Below are 26,558 nucleotides of genomic sequence, written 5' to 3' on the forward strand. Positions count from 1 at the left end.
GAGGTGCTGTTTAGGCGGCACGCCGCGCCTCGTCAAGCGGTCACCGCGCCAAAGCTACAGGTTTTTCCGGGGCGCTGCCGGCATGGCTTTCATCCGGTTATGTGACGCTGCGTCAGTTCCGGGAAACAGTGTTTTTCCCCGATTCCCGCACAGGTAGAGCGGTGAAAGGGTCTAAGATCCTTTACTGGTGCAAGGTCAATCGCTATTTGACGAGAATGCGAGCGACCTCTTATATGTGACTACTGATCCGTAAAACAGGATTTTTCCCCGTGCTGGATTTTCATGACCGACTGAAAACATACATCAAAGGTTCGTCTTACGATTACAAAGGCCTGTCGCTCGAGATCGGTCAGGGTGAACGCTACATATCCAACCTCCTGTCATCGAAAAGTGACCCGGGTTACTCCAGCGTCGTCAAAATCTGCTCGGCCCTCGGGATCACGCCGAACCAGATCGCAGGCCTCAACGACCAGATCACTCTGGCCGGCGGCGAGATCGACAACCGTATCGTCACCGCTCAGGCCGAACGCATCCTGACCTCCGTCACCCGCGAGGCGCACCGCAAGCTGTCCCAGCGTGGCGCGCGGCCCTTGCTTGACGATGTCCTGACCTGGTGGCACCAGCAAGGCGGCGTCCTGACCAATTTCGACACGCTCAGCGAACATGTCGATCTCTACCTTGCGCCCGACGAACACTCCCGCCTGCCCGAGCCCTACAAGATCGGCCACCAGAGCCTTGCCGCCCAGAGCTTCGGCATCCAGACGGCCGAGCACCTGCGCTATCTCTTCACCACCTTCGACGACAATCTCTGCGAAAGCGTCCGGCTGGCCCATGTCGAGGCGACGCGCGGCGAACCCAAGCTGACGATCGAGGAAATCGACGTGATGCTGCCCGGCCACAGCTTTCCGCTGCGGTTCACATACAAGCGTCTGCTGCTGCCGGTGCGTGACGGACAGGGCAACAAGTTCGTGCTGAACTATTCACAGGCTCTCGAGTGAGCCGGCATAATACGACATCATGTGGGCAAGATGCTCGGATGACAGCGCCACGAGCCATTCGCTGTCGGCCCGTCCCGGCGGCGCCGGGTCGGCCCATTTCGCAACGCCGGGAAGCTGCACGGTAAAACCGTATGTCGTGGCGAACCCTGCCATGACGTCCCGGTCCCGCATCATCGCGTAGGTCCAGTCGATTGGCCACTTGGTGGCGATGCAGCAATGCAAAAGCAACATCATCTGCCGCAGCCGCTGCCGTGATCCGCGCTGCCCCGGCGCCACGAACAGCTCACCGATATAGGCCATGCGTCCGTGAAACCCCGGCGGCAGCGCCGTGGTGAACTGAAGCAACGTGTCGCCGGAGGGATGGGGATAATGCCGGCGCATGGTGCGGCGCATGTAGTCTCCCATGCTTTCGCGACCGACATTGTCGTACCGCGTGGCGACCGCGGCGACGAATGTCTCGCCTTCCCAAAGCACCAGCCAGAAGCCCGAGTTTTCGGTGAAGTCGTTGTAATGGGACGACAGCTTCGCGGTCACGCTGGTTTTTCCGTGCGTGCGCACCAGCTGCTCCATCTCTTCGAAGTCGGAAACCGTCTCAATGCGATAGCCGTTGCGGCCAAGCCCGGCGACACAGGCGCCACCGACTTTGATGACATCAAGTGAATTCAGCATCTGGCTTTGTTTCCCCGCGCCAACCTACATCCCCACGTCGGGTTCGTTCCCGGCTGCCAGACATGGTTAACAGCCCGGAATGCAGGTTAAAATGACTGCGATCCTCAAAAACGGTATGTTTCTGTCAAAGAAACAGTTGTCCCGGATCAAGAAAAAGCGCGAAAGCAAGGAGGAATGGTGGGCGGTGAGGGACTCGAACCCCCGGCATCTTCGGTGTAAACGAAGCGCTCTACCAACTGAGCTAACCGCCCCTCGCCGGCATCCTCTAGCAACACCTTCAACGCCTTGCAAGACGCATCAGCGCCCGCGACACGGCATTCTGCAGCAGGTCCCGACCTGCCGCGACCTCAAACATAACTTTTACGCAACATCTCTGGTCAATCGCGTCGTGTTTGCCTGAAAAGGTGTCCGGATCGCGACAATCAGGAATAGTGTCTCGAACAGACGAAAGACAACCGGCCCCCAAGCATGGCAACACCCCTTCTGGCCGCCGCCGTTCCCGCGGCATTGTTCCTTTCCCTGGCCTTGCTTCCCTATGGACGCAAGGCGCTGACGGCCGCGCTGTTGTCGGCCGGCGTCCTGGTATGTCTTTGGCTTGTGCATTACCTTGACCTTCTGGGGTACCGCGCGCGCGGCGGGGACACGGCCCAGATCAGGGCCTTCCTCATGCTCCTGGCGCTCAGCCTCGCGTGGTTCCTCGCAACGTCGCTACAGGTCTTGCGCCGCAGCTTCCCCCCGCACTGGCCGGGATGGAGCTGGCCAGCCGTGGTGCTTGTGACGCTACTGGTTATCGGCTTCGGCGTCTGGCGTATGATAACGCTCTGACGCTGCGGTTTTCCGGGCGGAAGATGGTGGGCGATAGAAGATTCGAACTTCTGACATCTTCGATGTGAACGAAGCGCTCTACCACTGAGCTAATCGCCCGCCGGAGCCGCTGTTTAGCGCCCCTTTCGCAACGGTGCAATAGCAAAGCTGCACGGAAATCCGGTCGGCAATCGACTTCTCGCCACGTCGGCTTACGCCTCCCGTAGCGTCAGGTTCCGTCAGCCGGGCTGTCCGATTTGGCCTGACGGATCTTGGCGACCGTGACGCGCGCGTTGCCAACATCTTTCTGCCGGTTGATCTTGACCTTGCCGAATGGCTTGAGGTTCAGTTCCCGCCCCTCCGCGAGCGCCTCGCCCAGAACCTCGAGCATGGCCTCGACCACCGGCTTGACCTTGTTCTTGTTCAGATCGGCCCGCTCTGCCACCAATCGAAAGAGTTCCTGTTTCTTGAGTTCGGTCGACAGGATATCGGCACCGGAGGTTTCGGTAATCACTTCCAGCTCCGGTTTGGCCGCGGGGTCCGTTTCCTTCGTGGACGCTCCGGATTTAGTGCTGGCTGTACTGCGCGATGCCATTTTGGGGCCTCTTTCAGTGAAGTTTTGCAACACGATACCTGAAAATGCGGCGATTGCTACCGCCGAGTTGACCTTTGTTCGGCTTCGACGCATAAGATTCGGTCATCTCAAATTCGGGGATCGCAAAGTGAAAAAAATCATTGCCGCAGCCGCCTTCGCATCGCTTGTCCTGATCGAACCCGCCGTCGCCGGAAACCTCTCGGACCCCGTTCTCGATCAGCAGATCGTCATGGACGCCGCTGTCGAGGATTCCACGGCCAAAATCGATATCCTGATGATAACGCTGATCTACGTGTTCACCATGGCGATCGCCGGCGGCGCTTTCTAAGCCGCACCTCAGCGAACGAAAACAACCGGATTGACGGCGCGCGGCTTGCAGCCCGCCCCCCCCATGTCGGCGACCGCATCGCGCGCGCCATCACTCGGGTTTGGATACCGGCCCGTCTATCCAGTCGCGCGTCCATCCTCATCCCAATCCGGCCAGTCAGGAAAGCGAAGTCGCTCTGCGTCGTCCAACCTCGACAAGTGTAACGCCCAGTTCCCGAGGTTGTCGCTCAATCTCTCTTCGAGCGTTTCCCGATCTTCGTAGCTGTAGCCATGCCCCTGCACGCCATACGAGATGAAGGGCGGCAGGACCGCGAAACCCATGTAGTGCATCGAGTATTGAACGGGCCATAACATGGTCTCGAAATCGCCGCCCCGGCTTTTCGGGCCAAAAGCTGCGCGGGGCGCGCCTGTGGTCACCGAAACGAGAGCGCGCCGCCCTTTGAAATATCCCGCGCCATAGCGCATCCGGCTGGTATAGAGACCGCCATTCATGAAGACCTGGTCCATCCAGCCCTTAAGGATTGCCGGCGGACCGTGCCACCATAGCGGAAACTGAAGGATCACGAGGTCCGCGCGTTCAAGGTTGGCGATCTCCGTGCGTATATCCTCGGGCACGGTATCGCTGCGCCAGGCGTGGCGCTGCTCCGCGAGGGGAACAAAGCGCTCCGGCTCGGCGCGGTTCGAATAATGCCGGCCCGCCTCGACCGGATCAAACCCCGCGCCGTAGAGATCGCTCGTCGTGACGGTACCGCCCTGCTTTTTCATCTGGGTTTCGGCGGCGCGCGTGAGGGCGCCATTGTAGGATAACGGCTCGGGATGGGCATGAACGATATGGGTATGCATGTGCGCTGCTCTCCGTGCTTATTTCCGGTCGTGTCTGAGAATAGGTTTTCATTTTTGATACTTCATCAAACATTAATGAAAATGAATCTTGCACAGATGAACAGCACGCTTGACTGGAACAAGTGCCAGACAGTTCCGCAGATCGCCTGGGCGGACTCGCTATCGACCTTTGGTCGCCGATGCATCCCGAGTTCCCCCAAACCGCCCGTTTGCGCGCTGTTCTCGATTGGTGCGGGAGCAGCCAAAGCGCGTTGATGCAGACCGCGAGGGGCACAGTCTAGTCGTCATTTGCAGCGGCCCGGCGATCGTCAGCCCCGCCTTCGGGCTGGCGTTTGCCGCCGTCGGGAACGGCAGCAAAGTCCCGCAATGCCGACCTTCGGAACCTGAAAATGCCCCGCAGGTCTCTGCGGGGCATTCGCATTTTCAGTGCCGTGGTGCGCCCAAGATCGCGCTTGCGTCCTCAACACGTCCGGTAAGGGACTAGCGTCACTCTGGGCGCCCTTTGTTCGACGGGTGCGGCAGGCTCAGTGGGTCACGGCCCCTGCCCCGTCTTCGCCGGACTTCCGCGCAGCTTCCGCGGCGGCAGCCTCTTCGGCTGCCTCGTCCCATTCCACCGGCTCGGGCGTGTCCACCAGCGCCAGTTTCAGAACATCGCTCACGTGTTCGACGGGGATGATCTCCAGCCCCTCTTTCACGTTGTCGGGGATCTCGGCCAGGTCCTTTTCGTTCTCCTGCGGGATCAGCACCGTCTTGATGCCACCACGCAAGGCCGCCAGCAGCTTCTCCTTCAGCCCGCCGATGGCCAGCGCATTACCACGGAGCGTGACCTCGCCGGTCATGGCGATGTCCTTGCGGACGGGAATGCCGGTCAGCACGGACACGATGGACGTCACCATCGCCAGACCCGCGCTCGGCCCGTCCTTGGGCGTCGCGCCCTCGGGCACGTGCACGTGGATGTCCCACTTCTCGAACCGCGGCGGTTTCACCCCGATCTGAGGACTGATCGACCGCACATAAGAAGACGCGGCGTCGATAGACTCCTTCATCACGTCGCCCAGCGTGCCGGTGGTCTTCATCCGGCCCTTGCCCGGCAGGCGTAGCGCCTCGATGTTCAAAAGCTCGCCACCGACCGAGGTATAGGCCAGCCCGGTGACGACACCCACCTGGTCCTTCTCTTCGGCAAGGCCATAGCGGAACTTCTTCACGCCAAGGAAATCGTCGATATTCTCCGACGTCACGTCGACGCGCTCGGCCTCTTTCTTGATGATCTTGGTCAGCGCCTTGCGGCACACCTTGCTGATCTCGCGCTCGAGGTTCCGCACGCCCGCCTCGCGGGTGTAATGCCGGATGATCGCCGTCAGCGCGCTGTCGTCCAGGCTGAACTCCTTCTGCTTCAGACCGTGGTTCTTGATCTGCTTGGCCAGAAGGTGCTGCTTGGCGATCTCGCGCTTTTCATCCTCGGTGTAACCGGCCAGCGGAATGATCTCCATCCGGTCCAACAGCGGCCCCGGCATGTTGTAGGAGTTCGCCGTGGTCAGGAACATCACGTTCGACAGGTCGTACTCGACCTCGAGGTAGTGGTCCACGAAGGTCCCGTTCTGCTCGGGGTCCAGCACCTCCAGCATGGCCGACGCGGGATCGCCACGGAAATCCTGGCCCATCTTGTCGATCTCGTCGAGCAGGATCAGCGGGTTCGTCGTCTTCGCCTTTTTCAGCGACTGGATGATCTTGCCCGGCATGGAGCCGATGTACGTCCGGCGGTGCCCACGAATCTCGGACTCGTCGCGCACGCCACCCAGGCTGATGCGGATGAACTCGCGGCCCGTGGCGCGCGCCACGGATTTGCCAAGGCTCGTCTTGCCCACGCCCGGCGGGCCGACAAGGCACATGATCGGGCCCTTCAGCTTTTTCGAGCGTTGCTGCACGGCCAGGTACTCGACGATCCGCTCCTTGACCTTCTCAAGGCCATAGTGATCCTTGTCCAGCACGTCCTGCGCCCGGCCCAGATCCTTTTTCACGCGGGATTTCTTGCCCCACGGGATCGACAGCATCCAGTCCAGGTAGTTGCGCACCACCGTGGCCTCGGCGCTCATCGGGCTCATGTTCTTGAGCTTCTTCAGCTCGCCCTCGGCCTTCTCGCGCGCCTCTTTCGACAGCTTGGTGTTCTCGATGCGCTCTTCCAGCTCGGCAATCTCGCCTTCGCCGTCCTCGCCATCGCCCAGCTCCTTCTGAATGGCCTTCATCTGCTCATTCAGGTAATATTCGCGCTGCGTACGCTCCATCTGGCTCTTCACGCGCGTCTTGATCTTCTTCTCGACCTGCAGAACGCTCATCTCGCCCTGCATCAGGCCATAGACCTTCTCAAGCCGCTCGCTGACGCTCAGCGTCTCCAGCAGTTCCTGCTTCTGCGCCACTTCGATGCCCAGATGCCCCGACACCAGGTCGGCCAGCTTGGCGGCATCGTCGGCCTCTGTCACGGCGGCCAGCGCCTCTTCGGGGATGTTCTTCTTGACCTTGGCATAGCGTGCGAATTCGTCCGACACGGTGCGCAACAGCGCCTCGATCGTCGCGGCGTCGCCCGGCATTTCCGACAGGTACTCGGCCCGCGCCTCGAAGAAATTCTCGTTCTCGAGGTACTCGGTGATCTTGACCCGCGCCACACCTTCGACCAGCACCTTCACGGTGCCGTCGGGCAGCTTCAGCAGTTGGAGCACGTTCGCCAGAACGCCGGAATTGTAGATACCGTCGGCATTGGGATCGTCCTCGCCCGGGTCGATCTGGCTCGACAGCAGGATCTGTTTGTCGTCCTGCATCACCTCTTCAAGCGCACGCACGGATTTGTCGCGCCCGACGAAAAGCGGCACGATCATGTGCGGGAACACGACGATGTCGCGTAGCGGCAAGACCGGGTAAGAGGCGTTAAGGGGTTCTAACATGCTCGTTATCCTGTATTGGCAAGAAGGCTCCGGTCCCGACATTGCGGCAACCACCGTCCTTCTCCGTTTCGATACTGTTAATCTGGGCGCTCGCGGCCCGGATTCAACCTCGCCCCCGGCCAGGTCGCGTGCAGAATGCCTTGCGCCACGCAAGGGTACAAGCATCAAATATGCGCAGTCTTACCGCTGGCGCCGCGAAGAAGGCCTTCTAGAACGGTTCGATTTGACAAGGTGGCGCCCCCGGCCTGCACGTCCCCACCCTGAACAGACGGGCTAGAACAGGCTGGGCGGCCAAGGTCGAAGTCCGAGGTTCGCCCCCCCCACGACCTGGCCCTGAAATCGACAGCGCTTCAGGCCAGAAAAATCGCGGCCAGAACAGCCACCGAGGCCCAGCTGAAGGTGAATGCGGCATAGGTCATTTCATTGCTCCCAGTCTGTCACAGTATCGTGATGCCTCTGGGTCGCGCTCTACCGCCGCCGGGTTCAAAAAAGATGTACCGGCCCCTGCTACGGGACCGGTACATTTCATGGCACACAACATGCCTGACGCGTGATTCAAGTCAGGCGAGCAACATTGCCGCGAAAAGTGCGACAAACATCCAGCTAAAAGTAAAGGCAGCGTAAGTCATTGTAATATATATCACTTCCCAAAATGATAGAACCAGTATAAGCGAAAATCCGCCCACCGCCTAACGAATTTAGATCACGTTTTGGAAACAATCTGGGTCCGAAAACCGGCGCCCTGGCTAAACATCAGAGATCTTTATCAAATCGGCGCGATATCCCCTTCAGCCCGCCGGGCATGAAACTCCGCCTCCCACGCGTCGAACGCTCCGGCGGCGATCGCCTCGCGCATCCCCGCCATGATCTCCTGGTAGTAATGCAGGTTATGCCAGGTCAGCAGCATGGAACTGATGATCTCCTGGCTGCGGAACACGTGATGCAGGTAGGCACGGGAATAGTTTCTGCACGCCGGACAGGTGCAGGCCTCGTCCAGGGGCCTAGGGTCGTCCTGGTGCCGGGCGTTCTTGATGTTCAGCACGCCGCGCCGGGTGAACACCTGCCCCGTCCGCCCCGACCGCGACGGCAGAACGCAATCCATCATGTCGACGCCACGCTTCACGGCGCCCACGATGTCATCAGGCTTGCCCACCCCCATCAGGTAGCGCGGCTTGTCCTGTGGCAGGTACCCGGTGGCATAATCCAGCACGCCGAACATGGCCTCCTGCCCCTCGCCCACCGCAAGCCCGCCGATGGCGTAGCCGTCGAACCCGATCTCGACCAACGCCTTGGCGCTTTCCTCGCGCAACTCCTGCGTCACGCCGCCCTGCATGATCCCGAACAGCGCATGCCCCGGCCGGTCGCCGAACGCGTCCTTCGACCGCGCCGCCCACCGCATCGACAGGCGCATCGCCCGCGCCACCTCGTCGTCGCTCGCCGGCAGCGCGGGACATTCGTCGAAACACATCACGATATCGCTGCCCAAGAGGCGCTGGATCTCCATCGACCGCTCCGGCGTCAGCTCGTGCTTCGACCCGTCGATATGGCTCTTGAACGTGACGCCCTCCTCGGTCAGCTTGCGCAACCCCGCAAGGCTCATCACCTGGAACCCGCCGCTATCCGTCAAGATGGGTCGATCCCAGTTCATGAACCGATGCAAGCCGCCCAGGGCGTCGATCCGCTCTGCCGTGGGGCGCAGCATCAGGTGATAGGTATTGCCCAGCAGGATATCCGCGCCGGTCTCGCGCACCGATCCGGGCATCATCGCCTTGACCGTGGCGGCGGTCCCCACCGGCATGAAGGCCGGCGTGCGCACCTCGCCCCGCGGCGTGCGGATCACGCCCGTCCGCGCCTGCCCGTCCGTTCCGCCCAACTCGAATGCGACCCCGTTCGTCATGTCATCACCCTTTGACCTCGATGCGCCCTCCATAACGCCTTTGACGAAAGCTTCAATCATCCCGCATATGGGCCCGACGCCACGGCACGCAGAAGAAAATGAACCAAACCGAGACAGGCTGGGTTATGGTGAAACAAAAACGACGGGACACGTGAAGATACACATGCACAACATCGCCGCCTCGTTGCGCAGCCTCTTGGCGGCGCTTCTTGTCATACTGTCCGGCGCATCCGCGGCCTTGGCGCAAGAGCCCTATTTCGAGATCGACCTGCTGAACCCCGGTCTGCCCGAGCCTCCCGCGGCGCTCGACCGCGACACGCCCCGCTCGGCGATGGAATCGCTTCTGTCTTTCTTCGACGACGACCAGTACGGCGCCGCGGCCCACCTGCTGGACCTCGGGGACCTGCCACTCGACGCGCAGGCCAACCGCGGCGCGAACCTCGCGCGGCAACTGAAGATGATCATCGACCGGCAGGTGCTGATCCCGTGGACTGACCTCTCGGACCGGCCCGACGGCTGGCTTGACGGCGCCCAGGAAGATCCCGGTGCCGGCCGCGTGCGCCGCTCGATCCTGCTCAACATGCTGGAGCTGGAAAAGCGGCCCGTGCCCCTGCGCCTGAACCGCGTGAAACCCGCGAACGGCGATCCCGTCTGGGTCATCTCGCGCCAAAGCGTGCGCGATATCCCGGCGCTCTACGAACGGTTCAAGCCGACCAAGCTGGAAATGGCGATGCCCCCCTGGGCGCGTGAACGCGGACCCTTCGGGATGTATGTCTGGGAATGGCTGGTGCTGCCCGTCATCACCGTCATTGCCTTCCTATTGGGCTATCTCGCGTATCACCTCGTCGGCTGGCTCGGGAAGTTCTCCAGCCGCAGGATCGTTCAGGCCTGCGTGCGCGCCTTCCGCCTGCCCGCCACCATCATCGTGATCTCCGCCATCATCGGCTTTGCCACCAACCGCCTTCTGGTGGTCACCGGCCCGATCAGCGTCATCGTCGGGCCGCTGGTGCTGCTGGGCTACGTCGTGGGCTTGTCCCTGGCCGCCGTGCGCGTCGCCGACGAGATTTTCGACCGTGTCAGCCTCAACAGCCCGGAGGAACTGGCCATCCCCGGCAACTCGCACTATCGCAACATGGCCACCATGCTGTCGGGCTTCCGCAAGTTCGTCATCATCTTGGCGGTGATCACAGGCGCCGCCACGCTGCTCAGCTCTGTGCAGGTCTTCAATTCGCTGGGTTACACGCTTCTGGCCGGCGCGGGTGCGATCACCATCGTGCTGGGTTTCGCCGCCCGCGAAGTGCTCGGCAACCTGCTCGCCGCCGTGCAGATCGCGCTGAACCGCTCGGCCCGCATCGGCGACCAGATCATCTTCGAGGACCGCTTCTGCACCGTCGAGCGCATCCACTTCACCTATGTCCAGCTGGCAATCTGGACCGGCAACCGCTTCATCGTGCCGGTCAGCCACTTCGTCAAACACCCTTTCGAGAACCTCTCCGCCGGCGACCGCGAGATGACCCGCCCCATCCGCATGACCTTTGCCCAGACCGCCGATGTCGAGGCCCTGCGCAAGGCGTTCTTCGAGATCATGGACGAGATCGACGACGGCACGCTGGGGTCCAAGGAGGACGCGGGCGTCTGGGTCGCCGACCAGGACGTCTTCGGCAAGAAGGTCCTCTTCGGCCTGCCCACGCCCGACCAGTCCACCTTCTGGGATCTCGAAACCGCCTGCCGCGAACGCCTGCTGGCCCGCGCGGCCGAGCTGGAAAAGGAAACCGGCAAGCCGTTCCTGCCCCAAGGCCCCGCGCAGGATTACCCCGACGGCTGATCCCGCGCGCCCGGCACCGCCACCAAAGCCTTGCATTGGCGCGCGCGCTGGCCCTATTAAACCGGGACCTTTTCAAAGGGGATCCCGATGACCGAAGACCAGATTATCGACCTGCTCTCTTCCAACCTGTCCTACATCTTGCTCGCGCTGCTGCTGTTCATCGTGATCTTCCAGGGCGTGAAGATCGTTCCGCAATCCGAACAGCATGTCGTCGAACGCTTCGGTCGCCTGCGCTCGGTGCTGGGGCCGGGAATCAATTTCATCGTGCCCTTCCTCGACAAGATCCGGCACCGCGTCTCGATCCTCGAACGCCAGTTGCCCAATGCCAGCCAGGACGCCATCACCCGCGACAACGTGCTGGTCGAGGTTGAAACCTCCGTTTTCTACCGCATCACCAATCCCGAAAAGACCGTCTACCGCATACGCGACGTGGACGCCGCCATCGCCACCACGGTCGCCGGGATCGTGCGCGCCGAGATCGGCAAGATGGATCTCGACGACGTGCAGGCCAACCGCTCGCAACTGATCGACACGATCAAGCAGCATGTCGAGGACGCCGTCGACAACTGGGGGATCGAGGTCACCCGGGCCGAGATCCTCGACGTCAACCTCGACCAGGCCACGCGCGAAGCCATGCTGCAACAGCTCAACGCCGAACGCGCCCGCCGCGCGCAGGTGACCGAGGCCGAGGGCCAGAAACGCGCCGTCGAACTGGCCGCCGACGCCGATCTCTACGCCGCCGAGAAGACCGCCGAGGCCCGCCGCATCCAGGCCGACGCCGAGGCCTACGCCACCGGCGTCGTGGCCCGCGCCATCGCCGATAACGGGCTGGAAGCCGCGCAATACCAGGTCGCCCTGAAGCAGGTCGAGGCGCTCAACGCCCTGGGCCAGGGACCGTCATCTCAAACCGTCATCGTGCCCGCCCACGCGGTCGAGGCCTTCGCCAACGCTTTTACCATGCTCAAGGGCAAGCCATGATCGACCTGCTGTCGCACTGGTGGGTCTGGCTCTGCGCCGCGCTTGCCATCGCCATTCTCGAACTGCTGATGCCGGGCTACATCTTCCTCGGCATCGCGGTCGGGGCCGCGGTCATGGCCCCGCTGGTTGCCCTGTTCGGCCCCTTCGCGCCGCCGACGCTCCTCGCCCTCTTCGCGGGGATCTCGCTGGTGGCATGGCTGATACTGCGCCGCGTCTTCCGGGCGTCTGACGACCAGACCCGCTATTTCGACGAAGACATCAACAAGTAGCTCCACGCGCCGCCCCCGCGACCGTCACCTTACCGTAACCTTGTGCCGACATGCATTACGTGGTGAAACTTGCAGTTCCACCGCCGACCGATCCACAACCAGAAGGCCGTTCCATGACAGACTCCGCCGACAGCCCCGAGATCCTGAACTTTGGCTGGGAAGAATGGATTTCCCTGCCCGGACTGGGCGTGCCGGCGTTGCGGGCCAAGGTGGATACCGGCGCGCGCACCTCCGCGCTGCACGCCTTTGACATCGAAACCTTCGGGCCGTCCTCGAAACCCAAGGTTCGCTTCACCGTCCACCCGATCCCGGGACGCGACGACCTGGTGATCCCCTGCTCCGCCCCCATCGTGGACCGGCGCGAGGTGGCGTCCTCGAACGGCGAGAAGGAACTGCGCTACGTCATCGAAAGCAAGCTCGAGGTCGCGGGCCAGTCCTGGCCCATCGAGATCACGCTGACCAACCGCTCGACCATGAACAGCCGGATGCTGCTGGGCCGCACGGCACTCAAGGATCACATCTCGATCGTCGCCACCGACCGCTTCCTTCAGCCCGAACTGAACTACGAGGTCTATCACACCAAGAAGATGCGCGAGGCCCAGCCCAACCGCTCCCTGCGCATCGCGGTGCTGTCGCGGGAAAACAACTATTCCACCCGCCGCCTCGTCGAGGAGGGCGAGAAGCGCGGCCATTCCGTCGAGGTCATCGACACCACGCGCTGCTACATGGCGATCAACACGCTGGCACCCGAGGTGCATTACGACGGCAAGCGCCTGCCCCGCTACGACGCCGTCATCCCGCGCATCGGCGCCTCGATCACGTCCTACGGCGCCGCCGTCGTGCGCCAGTTCGAGACCATCGGCACCTATTGCGTGAACCCTTCGGCCGGCATCTCCTCCAGCCGCGACAAGCTCTATGCGCATCAGCTGATGGCCCGCGCCAAGGTCGGGATGCCCAACACCGCCTTCGCGGCCTCGCCGCAGGACACCGGCAACCTCATCGGCCTCGTGGGCACCGCGCCCCTGATCGTCAAGCTGCTGGAGTCGACGCAAGGAAAGGGCGTTGTCCTCGCCGAAACCAAGAAGGCCGCCGAGAGCGTGATCGACGCCTTCCGCGGCCTCAAGGCCAACTTCCTCGTGCAGGATTTCGTCAAGGAGGCCGCGGGCGAGGATATCCGCTGCCTCGTGATCGGCGGCAAGGTCGTCGCCTCTATGAAACGCACCGGGGCCGAGGGCGATTTCCGCTCCAACCTGCATCGTGGCGGCTCGGCCAAGTCGGTGCGCATCACCAAGACCGAGCGCGAGACCGCCCTGCGCGCCGCCCGCGCTTTCGGCCTGGGGCTGGCGGGCGTCGACCTTCTGCGGGCCGAGGCCGGGCCCAAGGTGCTCGAAGTCAACTCCTCGCCCGGCATGGAAGGCATCGAGACCTCCACCGGCAAGAACATCGTCGGCATGCTCTACGACGACATCGAAAGCCGCGTGCGCCCCGCCCCGATCCGCCGCCGCCGCTCCGGCAAATAGGGCCGGCCACGCAACGTCATCCGCCGCGCGTTAAGCAATGCGCGCCGTCTGGTGGCGCGCCGGGGCGGTGCACGCCCGGTGCACGGGGGGTGCACGCGTGTCACCCCCGCCCTTCCGGCCGAAATCGAGGTGTTAATCCACCGCGCGCCCTCTGGACGCGCCGCTCTCGTATCCTTATATATTCAGTCGGATAACCGCACAGGATGTGACATGACCCAGCAGCCAGAACCCCTCGAAGGCGCGCCGCTGATCGCGCCCTCCAGCACGGATCACCCGCTTTACGATCAGATCGTCGAGGCGTGCCGCTCGGTCTATGACCCTGAAATCCCTGTGAATATCTACGATCTGGGCCTGATCTACACGATCGACATCACCGCCGAGAACGAGGTCAGCGTCATCATGACCCTGACCGCCCCGGGCTGCCCCGTTGCCGGCGAGATGCCGGGCTGGGTTGCCGAGGCGATCGAGCCGTTAGCAGGTGTGAAACAAGTTGATGTTGATCTGACGTGGGAGCCGCCCTGGGGCATGGACATGATGAGCGACGAGGCCCGCCTCGAACTCGGATTCATGTAAGGCAAGCAAAAACGCTTGCATTTTTCAAAAGCAAGTAATATTACTTGCACATGATCTGGACCGTCTTCACCGGCGATATCGTCGAGTCCACTGCCCTTTCGGCAAAGCGTCTCGACGATGTCATGGCCTGCCTCGATCGGCTGTCAGATGACATTTCCGCTTGGAGCCAAGACGCTAGTGCGGCCTTCGGACGGCGCGGAGGTGACGGTTGGCAACTGGCGGTCAACGCATCCGAATATGACCTCAGATCAACGCTTTACCTGCAATCCAGCCTGATGGCGTTGGACCCGGCCGTGCAATCCCGCATCGCCGTGGCGATCGGCGAAGGCACCCTGCCCGACGGGCCTGACGCCAACCCCAACAGCGCCCACGGCCCCGCGTTCAGCGCCTCGGGCCGCCTGCTGGAGTCGCTCACGGGCAACACGCTTCTCGCGCACGCCGCCGGTGGCCCGCTCGATGCCACCTACCGCCTTGCCGACCACATCGCGCAGGGCTGGACACAGGCCCAGGCCCGCGCCGTGGCCGCGATGCTGCCCCCCGGGACCGGGCCGCGCCGCGTCGCCGCCGACCGCCTCGGCATTTCCCGCCAGGCCATCGACCAGGCCCTGCACGCCGCCGGCTACCCGGCCCTGCATGATGCCCTGACACTCCTGGAGGCGTCGGAATGATCGAGACCTTCACCGCCCTCCTCTTCGCCCATGTCCTGTCCGATTTCGTCCTGCAAACGGACTGGATTCACCGCAACAAGCGTCACTTCGGCGTCATGCTCCTCCACGGGGCGCTGGTACTGGTGGCCTCCTTGGCCGCGCTGGGCGAGGTCGCCGCGCTGCCCGTGCTGGCCCTCGCCGCCGCGCACATGGCCATTGACTGCGCGAAAACCTACGGCAATTTCAAGGGGCTGACCGCGTTTCTCGCCGATCAGGCCCTGCATCTTCTGGTGATCATCGCCGTCGCGTTCCACGCCCCCACCCTTTGGGCCACCGGCGCATGGGCCGACACGCCGACCCTGCTGCCGCTCATGGCGCTTCTGGCCGGGCTGGTCACCACCCTGGTCGCCGGTCAGTACGCCGTCGGCCTGCTGATGCGCTCGCACGGTGTGCTGATCCAGCAACGCGGACTGCGCAACGGCGGCCGCCAGATCGGGCTGATCGAGCGTGGGCTGATCTTCTTTTTCGTCATGGCAAATCAACCGCTTGGCGTGGGCTTCCTGATCACCGCGAAATCCATCCTGCGCTTCGGCACCGCCGCGCGTGACCAGAAAACGGCGGAATACGTGATCATCGGCACGCTGGCCTCCTTTGCATGGGCGTTCCTGGTGTCCGAGGCCACGCGCGCCTGGATGGATTTGCTGCCCCCGCTTGAGATTGCCGTTTGGCTTGCATAGATTGGGGACATCGCAGCGAGAAAGGCAGCACCATGTTCGGAATTCCAGGCAAACAGGCGGTCAGCATGACCCCGAAAGCGGCGTCGATGATTGCCCGCCTGATGGACAAGGATGGCCACCAGGGCCTGCGCATCGGCGTCAAGAAAGGCGGCTGCGCGGGCATGGAATACACCATGGATTACGTGACCGAGGTCGACCCCAACGACGAGGTGGTCGAGCAGGACGGTGCGCGCGTGATGATCGCCCCCATGGCGCAGATGTTCCTGTTCGGAACGGAAATCGACTATCAGACCTCGCTTCTGGAATCGGGTTTCGTGTTCAACAATCCCAACGTGACCGAGGCCTGCGGCTGCGGCGAGTCGATCAAGTTCGAAGGCATGTAGACGTTGCCCCGCCCTGCGCGAGCCGCTACCACTCCGGTCAATTAACCCGGAGGTAACGAATGGCGCGCAAACTGGCGGCAGGTAACTGGAAGATGAACGGCACACGTGCTGCCTTGGAAGAACTGTCTGCGCTCGCACAGGCGCATCCCGACCCCAGCGTTGATATCCTGATCTGTCCGCCCGCAACACTGGTTCAGACAGCGGCGGCAACCGTTGCCAATGGGCCCATCCAGATCGGTGGACAGGATTGTCACGCTCAGGCCAGTGGCGCCCATACCGGCGACATCTCTGCCGAGATGCTGCTCGACGCCGGCGCCACCAGCGTCATTCTCGGCCATTCCGAACGGCGCGAGGACCACGGCGAGAGCAGCGACGACGTCAACGCCAAGACCCGCGCGGCCCACGCCGCAGGGCTTGTCGCCATCGTTTGCGTGGGCGAGTCGCTGTCTCAGCGCGAGGCGGCCAATACGCTCGATATCATCGGTGAACAGCTGGCCACCTCCCTGCCCGATGGGTGCACCGCTGCCAACACGGTCGTCGCCTACGAGCCGATCTGGGCCATCGGCACCGGCAAGGTCCCCACGACCGAGCAGATCGACGAGGTGCACGACTTCATCCGCGCCCGCATGATCCGTCGCTTCGGAGAAAACGAGGGGCGCGCCATCCCGCTGCTCTACGGCGGATCGGTCAAACCCGACAACGCGGCCGAGATTTTCGCCACCGACAATGTCGACGGTGCGCTGGTCGGAGGCGCCAGCCTCAAGGCCACGGATTTTTCCCCCATTATCAAGGCGCTGGAAGGCAAAGCGTAGGCACCTAGACTGGCAGCATCGTGGTTGACTTGATCTCTTCCATCGACAACAGCGCCGTCACGTTGTGCACTTTCACCTCTGAAATCAGCGCCTGGTAAAAGATGTCATAGGCGCGCGCATTGCTGACCACGACCTTGAGAATGTAGTCGATATCGCCCGCCAGCCGGTGCGCCTCCATCACCTCCGGCCGTGTTCTCAGCGCATCGAGAAACCTGTCCTGCCATTCCTTGTCATGTTCAGACGTGCGGATCAGGACGAAGAAGCACGCCTCCAGCCCAAGGGCTTCGGGATCCAGCAGAAAGGTCTGCTGCCGGATTACTCCGCCCTCGCGCATTTTTCGAATCCGGTTCCACACCGGGGTCTTGGAACTGCCGACTGTTTTCGCGATATCGTCCAGCGATTGCCCCCCGTCCTTCTGAAGCTCCGAGAGGATTTTCCGGTCCAGTTCGTCAAGGCGAACACTCATTCTCTATTTTTCCTTTTCCCGGGACATTCCCAACTCAGCGAAAGCAAATTGGAACAAGCGTCCTTATTCACGCCGTCAGGTGGCGCAATACCGGGAATATTTTCTATATTATTACACAAGTCAATCGCAGCCGGAGGCAAGCCGCCGTGAAACATTTTCCCATCTTCGTCGCACTGGAAGGGCGCCGCGTGGTGCTTTCGGGCGGTGGCGACGCCGCACTCGCCAAGCTGCGCCTGCTTCTGAAAACCGAAGCGCAACTGACGGTCTTCGCACCAGCGCCGGCGCAAGAGATCGAGGACTGGCATACCGCCGGCAAGCTGCGCCTCGTGCGCCGCGCGATGGAACCGGGCGATACGACCTGTGCCGTGCTGTTCTATGCCGCGGACGAGGACGAGGCCGAGGACGCGCGCACCTCCGCCATCGCTCGCGCGGACGGCGCTCTGGTGAACATCGTCGACAACCTTCAGGACAGTGCCTTCATCACGCCGGCCATCGTCGATCGTGACCCGGTGACTGTCGCGATTGGTACCGAGGGCGCGGCCCCTGTTCTGGCCCGCGCGATCAAGGCCGATCTGGAAGAACGCCTGCCCGCCACGCTGGGCACCCTCGCCCGCATTGGCAAAGCGTTCCGCAAGGCGGTCGAGGTGCTGCCCATGGGCCGCAAGCGCCGTGATTTCTGGTCGGAGTACTATTTCGGAGCCGGCCCGCGCGCGATGGATGAAGGCGGCGAAGAGGCCGTCAACGAGATTCTTCCCGAGCTTCTGGACAGCCATGTGAACGCCGAAGAACGCCAAGGCCACGTGGCCTTCGTCGGCGCGGGCCCCGGCGACCCCGAACTGTTGACACTCAAGGCCCGCAAGGCGCTCGACGCCGCCGATGTGGTCATCCACGATCGCCTGGTTACGCCCGAGATACTTGAGCTGGCCCGCCGCGAGGCGACACTGATCGACGCGGGCAAGACCGGTTTCGGTCCCGCGATGTCGCAGGAGGTTATCAACGCGCTGATCGTCGAACACGCCGCCACCGGTGCGCAGGTCGTGCGCCTGAAAGGTGGCGATCCGACCGTCTTTGGCCGGCTTGACGAAGAGGTGGACGCGGTCAACGCCGCCGGGGTCGGTTGGCACATCGTGCCAGGGATCACCGCCGCATCTGCCGGTGTGGCCGCCATCGGTCAAAGCCTGACCAAGCGCGAGCGCAACGCCGCTGTCCGCTTTGTCACTGGCCACGACATGAAAGGTTATGCCGAGCAGGACTGGACCGCCCTCGCCCAACCTGGCGAGGTCGCGGCGATCTACATGGGCAAGAAATCCAGCCGGTTCATCCAGGGCCGCCTGCTGATGCACGGCGCGGACCGCGCCACCCCCGTCAGCATCGTCGAGAATGCGTCGCGCCCAGAACAGCGCATCGTCGCCACCACCGTAGCCCGCATGGCGCAGGACCTGGAAGCGTCTGATCTTTCCGGCCCTGCCCTGACCTTCATCGGCCTCGCGCCCCGTGCCGCAGAGGCAAATCTGACCCTTACGTCGCAGGAGTTCGCCTGATGCCCAAAGAATTCACCCCCAAGGTCGTCACCGCCAACGCCCTGCTGGAAGGCGACGTCGTCTACCAGACTGTCGATGACCGCTGGTCGCGGCATCTTTCCGAGGCTGAACTGATCAGCGACGAGGCGCTCGCCAAGCTGCGGCTGGCGCAGGCCGAAGGGCAGCCTGAACTGGTCGTCGGGCCGTACCTGGCCGATGCGAAACCCTCTGATGACGGCCCCCAGCCGACGCATTTCCGCGAGGAATTCCGCCGCACTGGCCCGTCCAACTATCACCATGGCAAACAAGCCGAGGTAAACTGATGTATTCCTATTCCGAATTTGACGCCGCCTTCGTGGCCGAGCGCAACCACCAGTTCCGCGCCCAGGTCGAGCGCCGCATCGCCGGCAACCTCACCGAGGACGAGTTCAAGCCGCTGCGCCTGTTGAATGGCCTCTACCTGCAACTGCACGCCTACATGCTGCGCGTGGCGATCCCGTATGGCACGCTCAACGCGGCCCAGATGCGCCAGCTCGCCCATATCGCCGAGACGTGGGACAAGGGCTATGGCCATTTCACCACCCGCCAGAACATCCAGTTCAACTGGCCGGAACTGCGCGATGTGCCGGAAATCCTCGATGCGCTGGCCGAGGTCGAGATGCACGCCATCCAGACGAGCGGAAACACCATCCGCAACGTGACGGCCGATCATTTCGCGGGCGCCGCCGAGGACGAGATTGCCGATCCGCGCCCGGTGGCGGAACTGCTGCGGCAATGGACCACCGATCACCCGGAATTCCAGTTCCTGCCGCGCAAGTTCAAGATTGCCGTCACCGGCAGCCCGAACGACCGCGCTGTGATCAAGGCGCACGACATCGGCCTGCAGATCGTCGAGCGTGATGGCGAGATCGGCTATCGCGTTCTCGTCGGCGGTGGCCTTGGCCGGACGCCGATGATCGGCAAGGTACTGTCGGATTTCGTCAGCCAGGAAGACCTGCTGCCCTATGTCGAGGCCACGGTCAGCGTCTGGAACCTGCTCGGACGGCGCGACAACAAGTACAAGTCGCGCATCAAGATCACGGTGCATGAACACGGCATCGACGACATCCGCGCCCGGGTGCAGGAGCGGTTCGAGGTTATCCGCCCCGCGTTCAGCGGCATCGACGTTGCCCTCTTCGAAGACATCAAGACCGCTTTCGCACCGCCTGCCTTTCGGCAGGACGGCACCGAGGTGTTCGAGACCACGTACAAGACCGACCCGATCTTCCGGTCCTGGGCCGACACCAACCTCATCGCCCACAAGGCGCCGGGATACGCCATCGTGCAGATCAGCCTCAAGGCCCACGGCGCCACGCCGGGCGACGCCACGGCGGACCAGATGCGGGTGATGGCCGACCTTGCCGAATTCTACGGCCATGACGAACTGCGCATCAGCCACGAGCAGAACGTGATCCTGCCGCATGTGCACAAGTCCAACCTGCCCGCGCTGCACGCCATTTTGAAAAAGCACGGTCTGGCCACGGCGAATATCGGCCTGATCTCGGACATCATCGCATGCCCGGGCATGGACTATTGCGCGCTGGCCACGGCGCGGTCCATCCCGATCGCCCAGCAGATCGCAACCCGCTTCGACGAGTTGAAGCTGGAGCATGATATCGGCGAACTGAAGATCAAGATTTCGGGCTGCATCAATGCCTGCGGTCACCATCACGTAGGCCATATCGGCATCCTTGGCCTCGACCGTGCCGGCGTCGAGAACTACCAGATCACACTGGGCGGCGACCATACCGAGAACGCAACCATCGGCGACCGTACCGGACCGGGCTTTTCGGCAGACGAGATCATTCCGGCCATCGAGCGGATCGTCGAGGCCTATCTCGATCAAAGGCAGGACCGGGACGAGACGTTCCTGGAATTCTACCGCCGCGTCGGCATGGCGCCGTTCAAAACCGCACTCTACGAGCAGGAGAAATCCTATGCTGCAGAGTAAGATAGACACCAGCCTGCCGACCCGCGTCTCGGGCCTCAACGAGTGGTATCGCCTGAATTCGGCGACCGCCGTTCTGAGCCATGCATTAGCAAGCCCGGACGCCGGAAAACTGGCCCTCGTGTCAAGTTTCGGCGCGGAATCCGTGGTGCTTCTGCACATGATCTCTGTGCTGAAGCGCGACACGCCGGTGATCTTTCTCGACACCGAAATGCTCTTTGCCGAAACCCTTGTCTACCAACAGGATCTGGCCGAGCGACTGGGCCTGAAGGACCTGCGGATCATTCGCCCCGACGCGGACGCGGTAGCCGAACAGGACCCCAACAGAGACCTGCACCAGTCCGACACCGATGCTTGCTGCACACTGCGCAAAACCGTGCCGCTTCAACGCGCGTTACAAGGTTTTGATGGCTGGATCACGGGCCGCAAACGCTATCACGGCGGCGACCGGGCTGCGCTTGACTTTTTCGAGACCGAAGAGGCCACAGGCCGGATGAAGGTCAACCCGCTGGCGCATTGGACGCGTCAGGACGTGCAGACCTACATGGAAGAAAACCGCCTGCCCCGTCACCCGCTGGTGGCACAGGGCTACCCCTCGATCGGCTGCCAGCCCTGCACCAGCCGCGTGGCGGCCGGTGAAGATGCCCGCGCGGGCCGCTGGCGCGGAACCGACAAGTCCGAATGCGGCATTCATTTCGTCAACGGAAAACCCGTCAGAACAGGAGAAACGGCATGAGCGTTATCGTGACCGATCAAGGCTTTGCAAACGACGATTGGGACGGCCCCATCGCCGCGCTGAACGACGCGCATCCGGGCTGCGCCATCGATCTTGCGTCCAGCAACGACCCGAACGAGCTGGCCGGGCGGATTTCGGACATCCCGATGATCCGTGTCGATTTTCCCAGCTTTTCCGACGGGCGCGGCTTTACCATCGCGCGCCAGTTGCGACTGATGGGCTTCAAGGGACGCCTGCGGGCCCGCGGCCACGTCATTGCCGATCAATATGCGATGGCACGCAGGTCCGGCTTCGACGAGGTGGAAATCTCCGACGATCTGGCGGAACGGCAGCCCGAGGACCAGTGGCTGTTCCGGGCGAATTGGCAGGCGCATGACTACCAGGCCCGTCTGCGCGGCACCGGGCGCGGCAAGATTCCCGCCGAATGACCCCTGTAATCTGACCTGAATCAAAGTATACGAGGAGACGCCCGGATTAAGACCCCGGACGATGATTTCTGATGAACGAGACCGTAAGCGTGACCGAAGCGAAACCCGTCAAAGTCCCCACCCTGCCCGACGCCCAGACAGTGACGGCGGTCAAACACTGGACCGACCGGCTGTTTTCCTTCCGCACCACCCGCCCTGCCAGCCTGCGCTTCCGCTCGGGCGAGTTCGTGATGATCGGGCTGATGCAGAAAGACGAGAAGACCCGCAAGGAAAAGCCGCTCCTGCGGGCTTATTCCATCGCCTCGCCGTCATGGGACGACGAACTGGAATTCTATTCGATCAAGGTGCAGGACGGGCCCCTGACCAGCCGCCTGCAGCATATCGAACCGGGAGACGAGATTATCCTTCGCCCCAAACCCGTGGGCACGCTGGTGCATGACGCGCTGCTGCCGGGCAAGCGGCTGTGGCTTTTTGCAACGGGCACCGGCTTTGCGCCCTTCGCCTCGCTGCTGCGCGACCCGCAGACCTATACCGACTACGACGAGGTCATCATCACCCACACCTGCCGCGAGGTGGGCGAACTGACCTATGGCAAGGAGCTGATCGACGGCATCCGCAAAGACGAGTTGCTGGAAGAGTTGATCGGCGAAGGCTTTCACGAGAAACTGCGCTACTATCCCACGACGACCCGCGAAGAGAGCGCCAAGATGGGCCGGATCACCGACCTGATGCGCAAGGGCGAAGTGTTCGAGGACCTGGACGTCGAGCCCCTTACTCCCGAGATCGACCGCGCGATGGTCTGCGGCAACCTGGCCTTCAACCTCGAGATCAAGGAGATGCTCGAGGAATACGGCCTGCGCGAGGGGGCCAATTCCGATCCCAAGGAATACGTGGTCGAAAAAGCGTTTCTCGACTGACCCTCTTTCGAGCCTCAAATAAGAAACCCGCGCTGATCGCAGCGCGGGTTTTGTCTTTGCAGCAAGTCCGATCCGATCAGAGGTTCAGCGCCTCGCGTACGGCATCCAGCGCGCTTTCCAGCATATCGGGATTGTCCCGTGCGGCTTGCAGGCTCGACTTCAGACCCGTTTTTTGCACCGTCCCGAGGTCCGAGTTGTCGATGTACTCGGTAACCTTGTCGTAATCGAACCCCTCGGGTGTCAGCAGCTCGGTGATGGGGGTCTCGGAAGCCTCGGATGCCGCCGCTTCAGTCGAATTGACGGCCTCGTCCGTTGCCTCTGCTGCTTCAGTCGCAGCCTCTTCCGCTGTGGCTTCGGTGCCGTCGGCTGCGGCGTCGGCGGTATCGGCAGCGTCGTCTGCCACCTCTTCGGTCGCGCGTGCCGCATCTTCAGTTGCGGTCGCGGCATCGCCCGCGGCATCCGCGGTCTCCTCAACCGCGTCCTCGGCGGCAGCCTCGGTTGTATCCGCCGCATCGCTGGCCGTGTCGGCAGCCGCGTCCGCCGCGTCAGAAGCGGCTTGCGTGGTTTCCTCGGCCACTTCCTCGGCTGTCTCTGCGGTCGCATCTGCTGCGTCCGCCGCGGCTTCGGCAGCAGCACCTGCGGCGTCACTGGCCGTGTCGGCTGCATCCGCGGCGGTGTCTTCAGCGAAATTGGCCGCATCGTCGGCCGCCTCCACGGCCTCCTGCGCTGCTTCGTCGGCGGCTTGCCCGGTCGCTTCAACGGCATCTTCCGCGGCCTCACCGGCATCCTCGGCGGCCTCGGCCGTTGCGTCGCCAGCAGCCTCCAGGGCCTCGCCGGTTTCCTGAACGGCATTCTCGGTTGCCTCGCCGGCGGCATCCGCGGCGCTTTCCAGTTCCTCGGGCGAGGAAACAGTTTCGGACACCTCGTCCACAACTTCCTGCGGTGACTTGCCGGTGAAGAGCATGTAGCCCCCGGCAAGGATGACAAGGGCCACGATCAGCCACAAAATGTTTCTCATTGGTATTCCTCTCAACTGGCAGGTTTCTGAAGACTTTCACAGCCTGCCTCACAGTTGCTTCGAGATGAAGCGTAAAAACGGTGCATGCAAGGGGAAATTACCGCCGGTCAAGGCTCTGACCCCCGATTTTGCCGCTTGAAACACCCCCTACGCGCGGTTACCTTGCGACCTCAAACTCGCTGAACGATCGAAGGACAAAAACCATAGCTCGCAGACCACACAACGCGCCCCCGACGCGCGACACCGGCCCCCGCATCAACGACAAGATCCGCGTTCCGGAAATCCGCCTGATCGGCGCGGAAGGTGAAAACGTCGGCGTCGTGACGCCCGAACGCGCCATGGGCATGGCAGAAGAGGCCGGTCTGGACCTGGTGGAAATCTCGCCGAACGCCAACCCGCCGGTCTGCAAGATCATGGACTATGGCAAATACAAGTACGAACAGCAAAAGCGGGAATCCGAGGCGCGCAAGAAGCAAAAGGTCATCGAGGTGAAGGAGGTGAAGTTCCGCCCCAACACCGACACGCATGACTACGACGTCAAGATGCGCAACGTGTTCCGCTTTCTGGAGAATGGCGACAAGGTGAAGATTACCCTGCGGTTTCGCGGTCGCGAAATGGCGCACCAGGATCTGGGCCGCGAACTGTTGCAGCGGGTGGCCGAGGACATCAAGGAAATCGGCAAGGTCGAGAACATGCCGAAGATGGAAGGCCGCCAGATGATCATGATCATCGCCCCGGGAGCCAAGTAGACCGTCAGAATTCGTGCCGCCGGGGTCAGCCGCTTGCGCGGTCTGACCGGGCCAGTCTGATCGCTTGATTTTCTGGCGGTCAGATGGTCTGATGACATTTGGATCACCCGCCCGGAACCCGTCACTCACAAAAATCAAGGGTTCACGATACGCCATAGTAGCCGACGTTGTGCGTGGTGATACGGATCAAGAGGGGACTTGGGGATGCAGTGTAGACGGCTTGTGGTCGCAGGGTTTCTTGCCTGTACTGTCGCACAGGGCGCCTTTGCCGAACGGGCGAGCGACGGCCAGGTCAACCTGATTTTCTGGCAAGCACCGTCGATCCTGAACCCCTATCTTTCCGGCGGCATCAAGGATATCGAGTCAGCCAGCCTCGTTCTTGAACCACTGGCTCGATACGACGAGACCGGCGATATGGTGCCATGGCTGGTGGACGAGATCCCAACGGTCGAAAACGGCGGTGTGAGCGACGACTTCAAGTCGATCACCTGGCGTCTTTCCGACGACCTCACATGGTCCGATGGCACGCCCGTGACTGCGGCAGACGTCAAGTTCACATGGTCCTATTGCACCGCCGAGGGCGGCGGCTGTGCGCATGTGGACAAGTTCGCGGGCATTACCGATATCGAAACGCCCGACAACCGCACCGTCGTTGTCCGATTTGACGAGCCAAAGCCGTTTCCCTACGACGCATTCGTCGGCGCCTCCTCCCCCATCCTGCAGGCCGACCAATTCGCTGACTGCCTGGGCGAGCGGGCCCCGACCTGTACCGATGCCAACTTCTATCCCATCGGCACCGGTCCCTTCGTGGTGGACGAGTTCCGCACCGGCGATACGGTCAAGATGTCGGCCAATCCAAATTATCGCGACCCCGCCAAGCCCGCCTTTGCCAGCCTCCTGATCAAAGGCGGCGGCACGGCAGAAAATGCTGCTCGCGCCGTGCTCGAAACCGCGGATTACGATTATGCCTGGAACCTGCAATTGCCCCCCGAAGTGCTGGACGGCATGCAGGCCGCCGGCAATGGGGAGGTGGTATCGGCCTTCGGAACGCTGGTCGAACGGATCGTGATCAACATGACAAATCCCGATGCGGATCTTGGCGAAGAACGCTCGACCCTCGCACATCCGCATCCGTTCCTGGACGACATCGCGGTGCGTCAGGCGCTGAGCATGGCCATCGACAGGTCAATCCTGGTACAGATCGGCTATGGCGAGGCCGGGCGCGTTACCTGCAACATCCTGCCCGCCCCCGAGGTCTATGCCTCCGACGCCAACGAGGCCTGCAAGGTGCAGGATATCGAAGGCGCCAAGGCACTTCTGGACAGTGCCGGGTGGACCGACAGCGATGGCGACGGTGTCCGCGACAAGGACGGCGTGCCGCTGCGCATGATCTTCCAGACCTCCACCAACGCCGTGAGACAGACCTTCCAGGCCGCGATCAAAAGCTGGTGGTCCCAGTTGGGCGTGGAAACCGAGTTGCGCAATATCGACGGCAACATCTTTTTCGGTAGCGACGCGAACAGCCCGTACACCTATCAGAAATTCTATGCCGACGTTCAAATGTACGCCCAGATGTTCGATGGAACAGATCCCGAGGCGTACATGGCCAGTTGGACCTGTGAGCGCATCCCAACACCAGAGAACCAGTGGCAGGGCACCAACATGCCCCGTTACTGCAACGAGGCTTTCGACGCGCTGTCGGCCGAGCTGCGAGAGACCGGCGGTCGTGACGAGCGCGCGAAGTTGGCCCGCGCCATGAACGACATGCTGGTGCAGGACTTCGTTATCTTGCCGCTTGTTCATCGCGGTCGCGTATCAGCGCATGTCAATTCGCTTGGTGGCGTCGTTCTGAACACATGGGACAGCGAGCTTTGGAACGTGGCAGACTGGCACCGCCTATCGGCCGAATGATCCGGCAACCGGG

Annotated in this window: 27 protein-coding genes and 2 tRNA genes; 20 read left to right on the top strand and 9 right to left on the bottom strand. The window is 62.5% G+C overall.

The genetic code is table 11. From position 1 onward, the window contains the following. Positions 1-269: 269 nt before the first annotated feature. The gene (locus tag RBB18_RS05780) at positions 270-998 is read left to right on the top strand and encodes a hypothetical protein (RefSeq protein ID WP_274594271.1); all 729 of its coding nucleotides are present in this window, start codon (positions 270-272) and stop codon (positions 996-998) included. Here RBB18_RS05780 and RBB18_RS05785 read toward each other — a convergent pair. Both RBB18_RS05785 and RBB18_RS05790 read right to left on the bottom strand, forming a co-directional pair. After that, on the bottom strand, positions 981-1,667 hold the full coding sequence (locus RBB18_RS05785) for a hypothetical protein (RefSeq protein ID WP_306110819.1): 687 nt from the start codon (positions 1,665-1,667) through the stop codon (positions 981-983). The genes RBB18_RS05780 and RBB18_RS05785 overlap by 18 nt on opposite strands. Positions 1,668-1,842: 175 nt before the next feature. Next, positions 1,843-1,918 (bottom strand) — tRNA-Val (locus tag RBB18_RS05790). Between the two features lie 217 nt (positions 1,919-2,135). Here RBB18_RS05790 and RBB18_RS05795 point away from each other — a divergent pair. Continuing rightward, positions 2,136-2,492, top strand: coding sequence for a hypothetical protein (locus tag RBB18_RS05795; protein WP_274594270.1), 357 nt, complete (start codon positions 2,136-2,138; stop codon positions 2,490-2,492). A 24-nt stretch (positions 2,493-2,516) separates the two neighbouring features. Here the strand turns inward: RBB18_RS05795 and RBB18_RS05800 are convergent. After that, a tRNA-Val gene (locus RBB18_RS05800) sits at positions 2,517-2,591 on the bottom strand. 109 nt (positions 2,592-2,700) lie between these two features. Further along, positions 2,701-3,066: an HU family DNA-binding protein gene (locus RBB18_RS05805; protein WP_306110820.1), complete on the bottom strand. Its 366-nt coding sequence runs from the start codon at positions 3,064-3,066 to the stop codon at positions 2,701-2,703. Positions 3,067-3,193: 127 nt separating this feature from the next. Here RBB18_RS05805 and RBB18_RS05810 point away from each other — a divergent pair, with 127 nt between their 5' ends. Continuing rightward, entirely contained in the window at positions 3,194-3,394 is a 201-nt protein-coding gene (locus RBB18_RS05810; RefSeq protein WP_103764190.1) for a hypothetical protein, read from the top strand. A gap of 116 nt (positions 3,395-3,510) precedes the next feature. Here the strand turns inward: RBB18_RS05810 and RBB18_RS05815 are convergent, their stop codons facing one another. The 3 genes from RBB18_RS05815 to tgt form a co-directional block, all read right to left on the bottom strand. After that, complete coding sequence (locus tag RBB18_RS05815; RefSeq protein WP_306110821.1) at positions 3,511-4,236, bottom strand: NAD(P)H-dependent oxidoreductase; 726 nt, start codon at positions 4,234-4,236, stop codon at positions 3,511-3,513. A 524-nt stretch (positions 4,237-4,760) separates the two neighbouring features. Then, positions 4,761-7,172 carry an endopeptidase La gene (gene lon, locus RBB18_RS05820; protein WP_103764188.1) on the bottom strand — a complete coding sequence of 804 codons (2,412 nt, stop codon included), beginning with the start codon at positions 7,170-7,172 and terminating at the stop codon, positions 4,761-4,763. A 766-nt stretch (positions 7,173-7,938) separates the two neighbouring features. Further along, positions 7,939-9,069 (bottom strand): tRNA guanosine(34) transglycosylase Tgt, encoded by a 1,131-nt coding sequence (gene tgt, locus RBB18_RS05825; RefSeq protein WP_306110822.1) that lies wholly within the window; start codon positions 9,067-9,069, stop codon positions 7,939-7,941. Between the two features lie 151 nt (positions 9,070-9,220). Here tgt and RBB18_RS05830 point away from each other — a divergent pair, with 151 nt between their 5' ends. From RBB18_RS05830 to tpiA, 9 genes are all read left to right on the top strand, one after another. Further along, a complete protein-coding gene (locus tag RBB18_RS05830; RefSeq protein WP_306110823.1) occupies positions 9,221-10,894 on the top strand; it encodes a mechanosensitive ion channel family protein in 1,674 nt (557 codons plus the stop codon). Positions 10,895-10,981: 87 nt separating this feature from the next. Continuing rightward, positions 10,982-11,872, top strand: coding sequence for an SPFH domain-containing protein (locus RBB18_RS05835; RefSeq protein WP_103764186.1), 891 nt, complete (start codon positions 10,982-10,984; stop codon positions 11,870-11,872). After that, a complete protein-coding gene (locus RBB18_RS05840; protein ID WP_103764185.1) occupies positions 11,869-12,141 on the top strand; it encodes an NfeD family protein in 273 nt (90 codons plus the stop codon). Before RBB18_RS05835 ends, RBB18_RS05840 begins: the two co-directional genes overlap by 4 nt. A 113-nt stretch (positions 12,142-12,254) precedes the next feature. Beyond that, positions 12,255-13,661 (top strand): 30S ribosomal protein S6--L-glutamate ligase, encoded by a 1,407-nt coding sequence (gene rimK / locus RBB18_RS05845; RefSeq protein ID WP_103764184.1) that lies wholly within the window; start codon positions 12,255-12,257, stop codon positions 13,659-13,661. A gap of 210 nt (positions 13,662-13,871) precedes the next feature. After that, a complete protein-coding gene (locus tag RBB18_RS05850; protein ID WP_103764183.1) occupies positions 13,872-14,234 on the top strand; it encodes an SUF system Fe-S cluster assembly protein in 363 nt (120 codons plus the stop codon). A 50-nt stretch (positions 14,235-14,284) separates the two neighbouring features. Beyond that, on the top strand, positions 14,285-14,902 hold the full coding sequence (locus tag RBB18_RS05855; protein WP_306110824.1) for a MarR family transcriptional regulator: 618 nt from the start codon (positions 14,285-14,287) through the stop codon (positions 14,900-14,902). Then, positions 14,899-15,618 (top strand): DUF3307 domain-containing protein, encoded by a 720-nt coding sequence (locus RBB18_RS05860; RefSeq protein WP_306110825.1) that lies wholly within the window; start codon positions 14,899-14,901, stop codon positions 15,616-15,618. Before RBB18_RS05855 ends, RBB18_RS05860 begins: the two co-directional genes overlap by 4 nt. A 32-nt stretch (positions 15,619-15,650) precedes the next feature. Then, positions 15,651-16,001, top strand: a complete 351-nt coding sequence (locus RBB18_RS05865) for an iron-sulfur cluster assembly accessory protein (protein WP_103764180.1) — start codon at positions 15,651-15,653, stop codon at positions 15,999-16,001. Positions 16,002-16,060: 59 nt separating this feature from the next. Next, on the top strand, positions 16,061-16,813 hold the full coding sequence (gene tpiA / locus RBB18_RS05870) for a triose-phosphate isomerase (protein WP_103764179.1): 753 nt from the start codon (positions 16,061-16,063) through the stop codon (positions 16,811-16,813). 4 nt (positions 16,814-16,817) lie between these two features. Here the strand turns inward: tpiA and RBB18_RS05875 are convergent, their stop codons facing one another. Further along, positions 16,818-17,279, bottom strand: a complete 462-nt coding sequence (locus RBB18_RS05875; protein WP_103764178.1) for an Lrp/AsnC family transcriptional regulator — start codon at positions 17,277-17,279, stop codon at positions 16,818-16,820. Between the two features lie 146 nt (positions 17,280-17,425). On the opposite strand from RBB18_RS05875, the gene cysG reads away from it, so the two are divergent. From cysG to RBB18_RS05905, 6 genes are all read left to right on the top strand, one after another. Next, positions 17,426-18,820: a siroheme synthase CysG gene (cysG, locus tag RBB18_RS05880; protein ID WP_306110826.1), complete on the top strand. Its 1,395-nt coding sequence runs from the start codon at positions 17,426-17,428 to the stop codon at positions 18,818-18,820. After that, entirely contained in the window at positions 18,820-19,122 is a 303-nt protein-coding gene (locus tag RBB18_RS05885; RefSeq protein ID WP_103764176.1) for a DUF2849 domain-containing protein, read from the top strand. Before cysG ends, RBB18_RS05885 begins: the two co-directional genes overlap by 1 nt. Further along, positions 19,122-20,789, top strand: coding sequence for a nitrite/sulfite reductase (locus tag RBB18_RS05890; protein WP_103764175.1), 1,668 nt, complete (start codon positions 19,122-19,124; stop codon positions 20,787-20,789). Before RBB18_RS05885 ends, RBB18_RS05890 begins: the two co-directional genes overlap by 1 nt. Beyond that, positions 20,776-21,522, top strand: coding sequence for a phosphoadenylyl-sulfate reductase (locus RBB18_RS05895; RefSeq protein ID WP_306110827.1), 747 nt, complete (start codon positions 20,776-20,778; stop codon positions 21,520-21,522). The genes RBB18_RS05890 and RBB18_RS05895 overlap by 14 nt, the downstream gene beginning before the upstream one ends. Beyond that, entirely contained in the window at positions 21,519-21,950 is a 432-nt protein-coding gene (locus RBB18_RS05900) for a DUF934 domain-containing protein (RefSeq protein WP_103764173.1), read from the top strand. Before RBB18_RS05895 ends, RBB18_RS05900 begins: the two co-directional genes overlap by 4 nt. Before the next feature lie 71 nt (positions 21,951-22,021). Then, positions 22,022-22,867 (top strand): ferredoxin--NADP reductase, encoded by an 846-nt coding sequence (locus RBB18_RS05905; protein ID WP_306110828.1) that lies wholly within the window; start codon positions 22,022-22,024, stop codon positions 22,865-22,867. A gap of 76 nt (positions 22,868-22,943) precedes the next feature. Here RBB18_RS05905 and RBB18_RS05910 read toward each other — a convergent pair whose 3' ends face one another. Continuing rightward, on the bottom strand, positions 22,944-23,885 hold the full coding sequence (locus tag RBB18_RS05910) for a hypothetical protein (RefSeq protein WP_306110829.1): 942 nt from the start codon (positions 23,883-23,885) through the stop codon (positions 22,944-22,946). Positions 23,886-24,088: 203 nt separating this feature from the next. Between RBB18_RS05910 and infC the strand changes: the two genes are divergently transcribed. Together infC and RBB18_RS05920 are read left to right on the top strand one after the other, a co-directional pair. Continuing rightward, complete coding sequence (infC, locus tag RBB18_RS05915) at positions 24,089-24,634, top strand: translation initiation factor IF-3 (protein ID WP_152477076.1); 546 nt, start codon at positions 24,089-24,091, stop codon at positions 24,632-24,634. A 204-nt stretch (positions 24,635-24,838) separates the two neighbouring features. Continuing rightward, on the top strand, positions 24,839-26,545 hold the full coding sequence (locus RBB18_RS05920; protein ID WP_306110830.1) for a peptide ABC transporter substrate-binding protein: 1,707 nt from the start codon (positions 24,839-24,841) through the stop codon (positions 26,543-26,545). Positions 26,546-26,558 lie beyond the last annotated feature (13 nt).

It is taken from the genome of Roseovarius sp. MMSF_3298, from assembly GCF_030733705.1.
Taxonomy (GTDB): Bacteria; Pseudomonadota; Alphaproteobacteria; order Rhodobacterales; family Rhodobacteraceae; genus Roseovarius; species Roseovarius confluentis.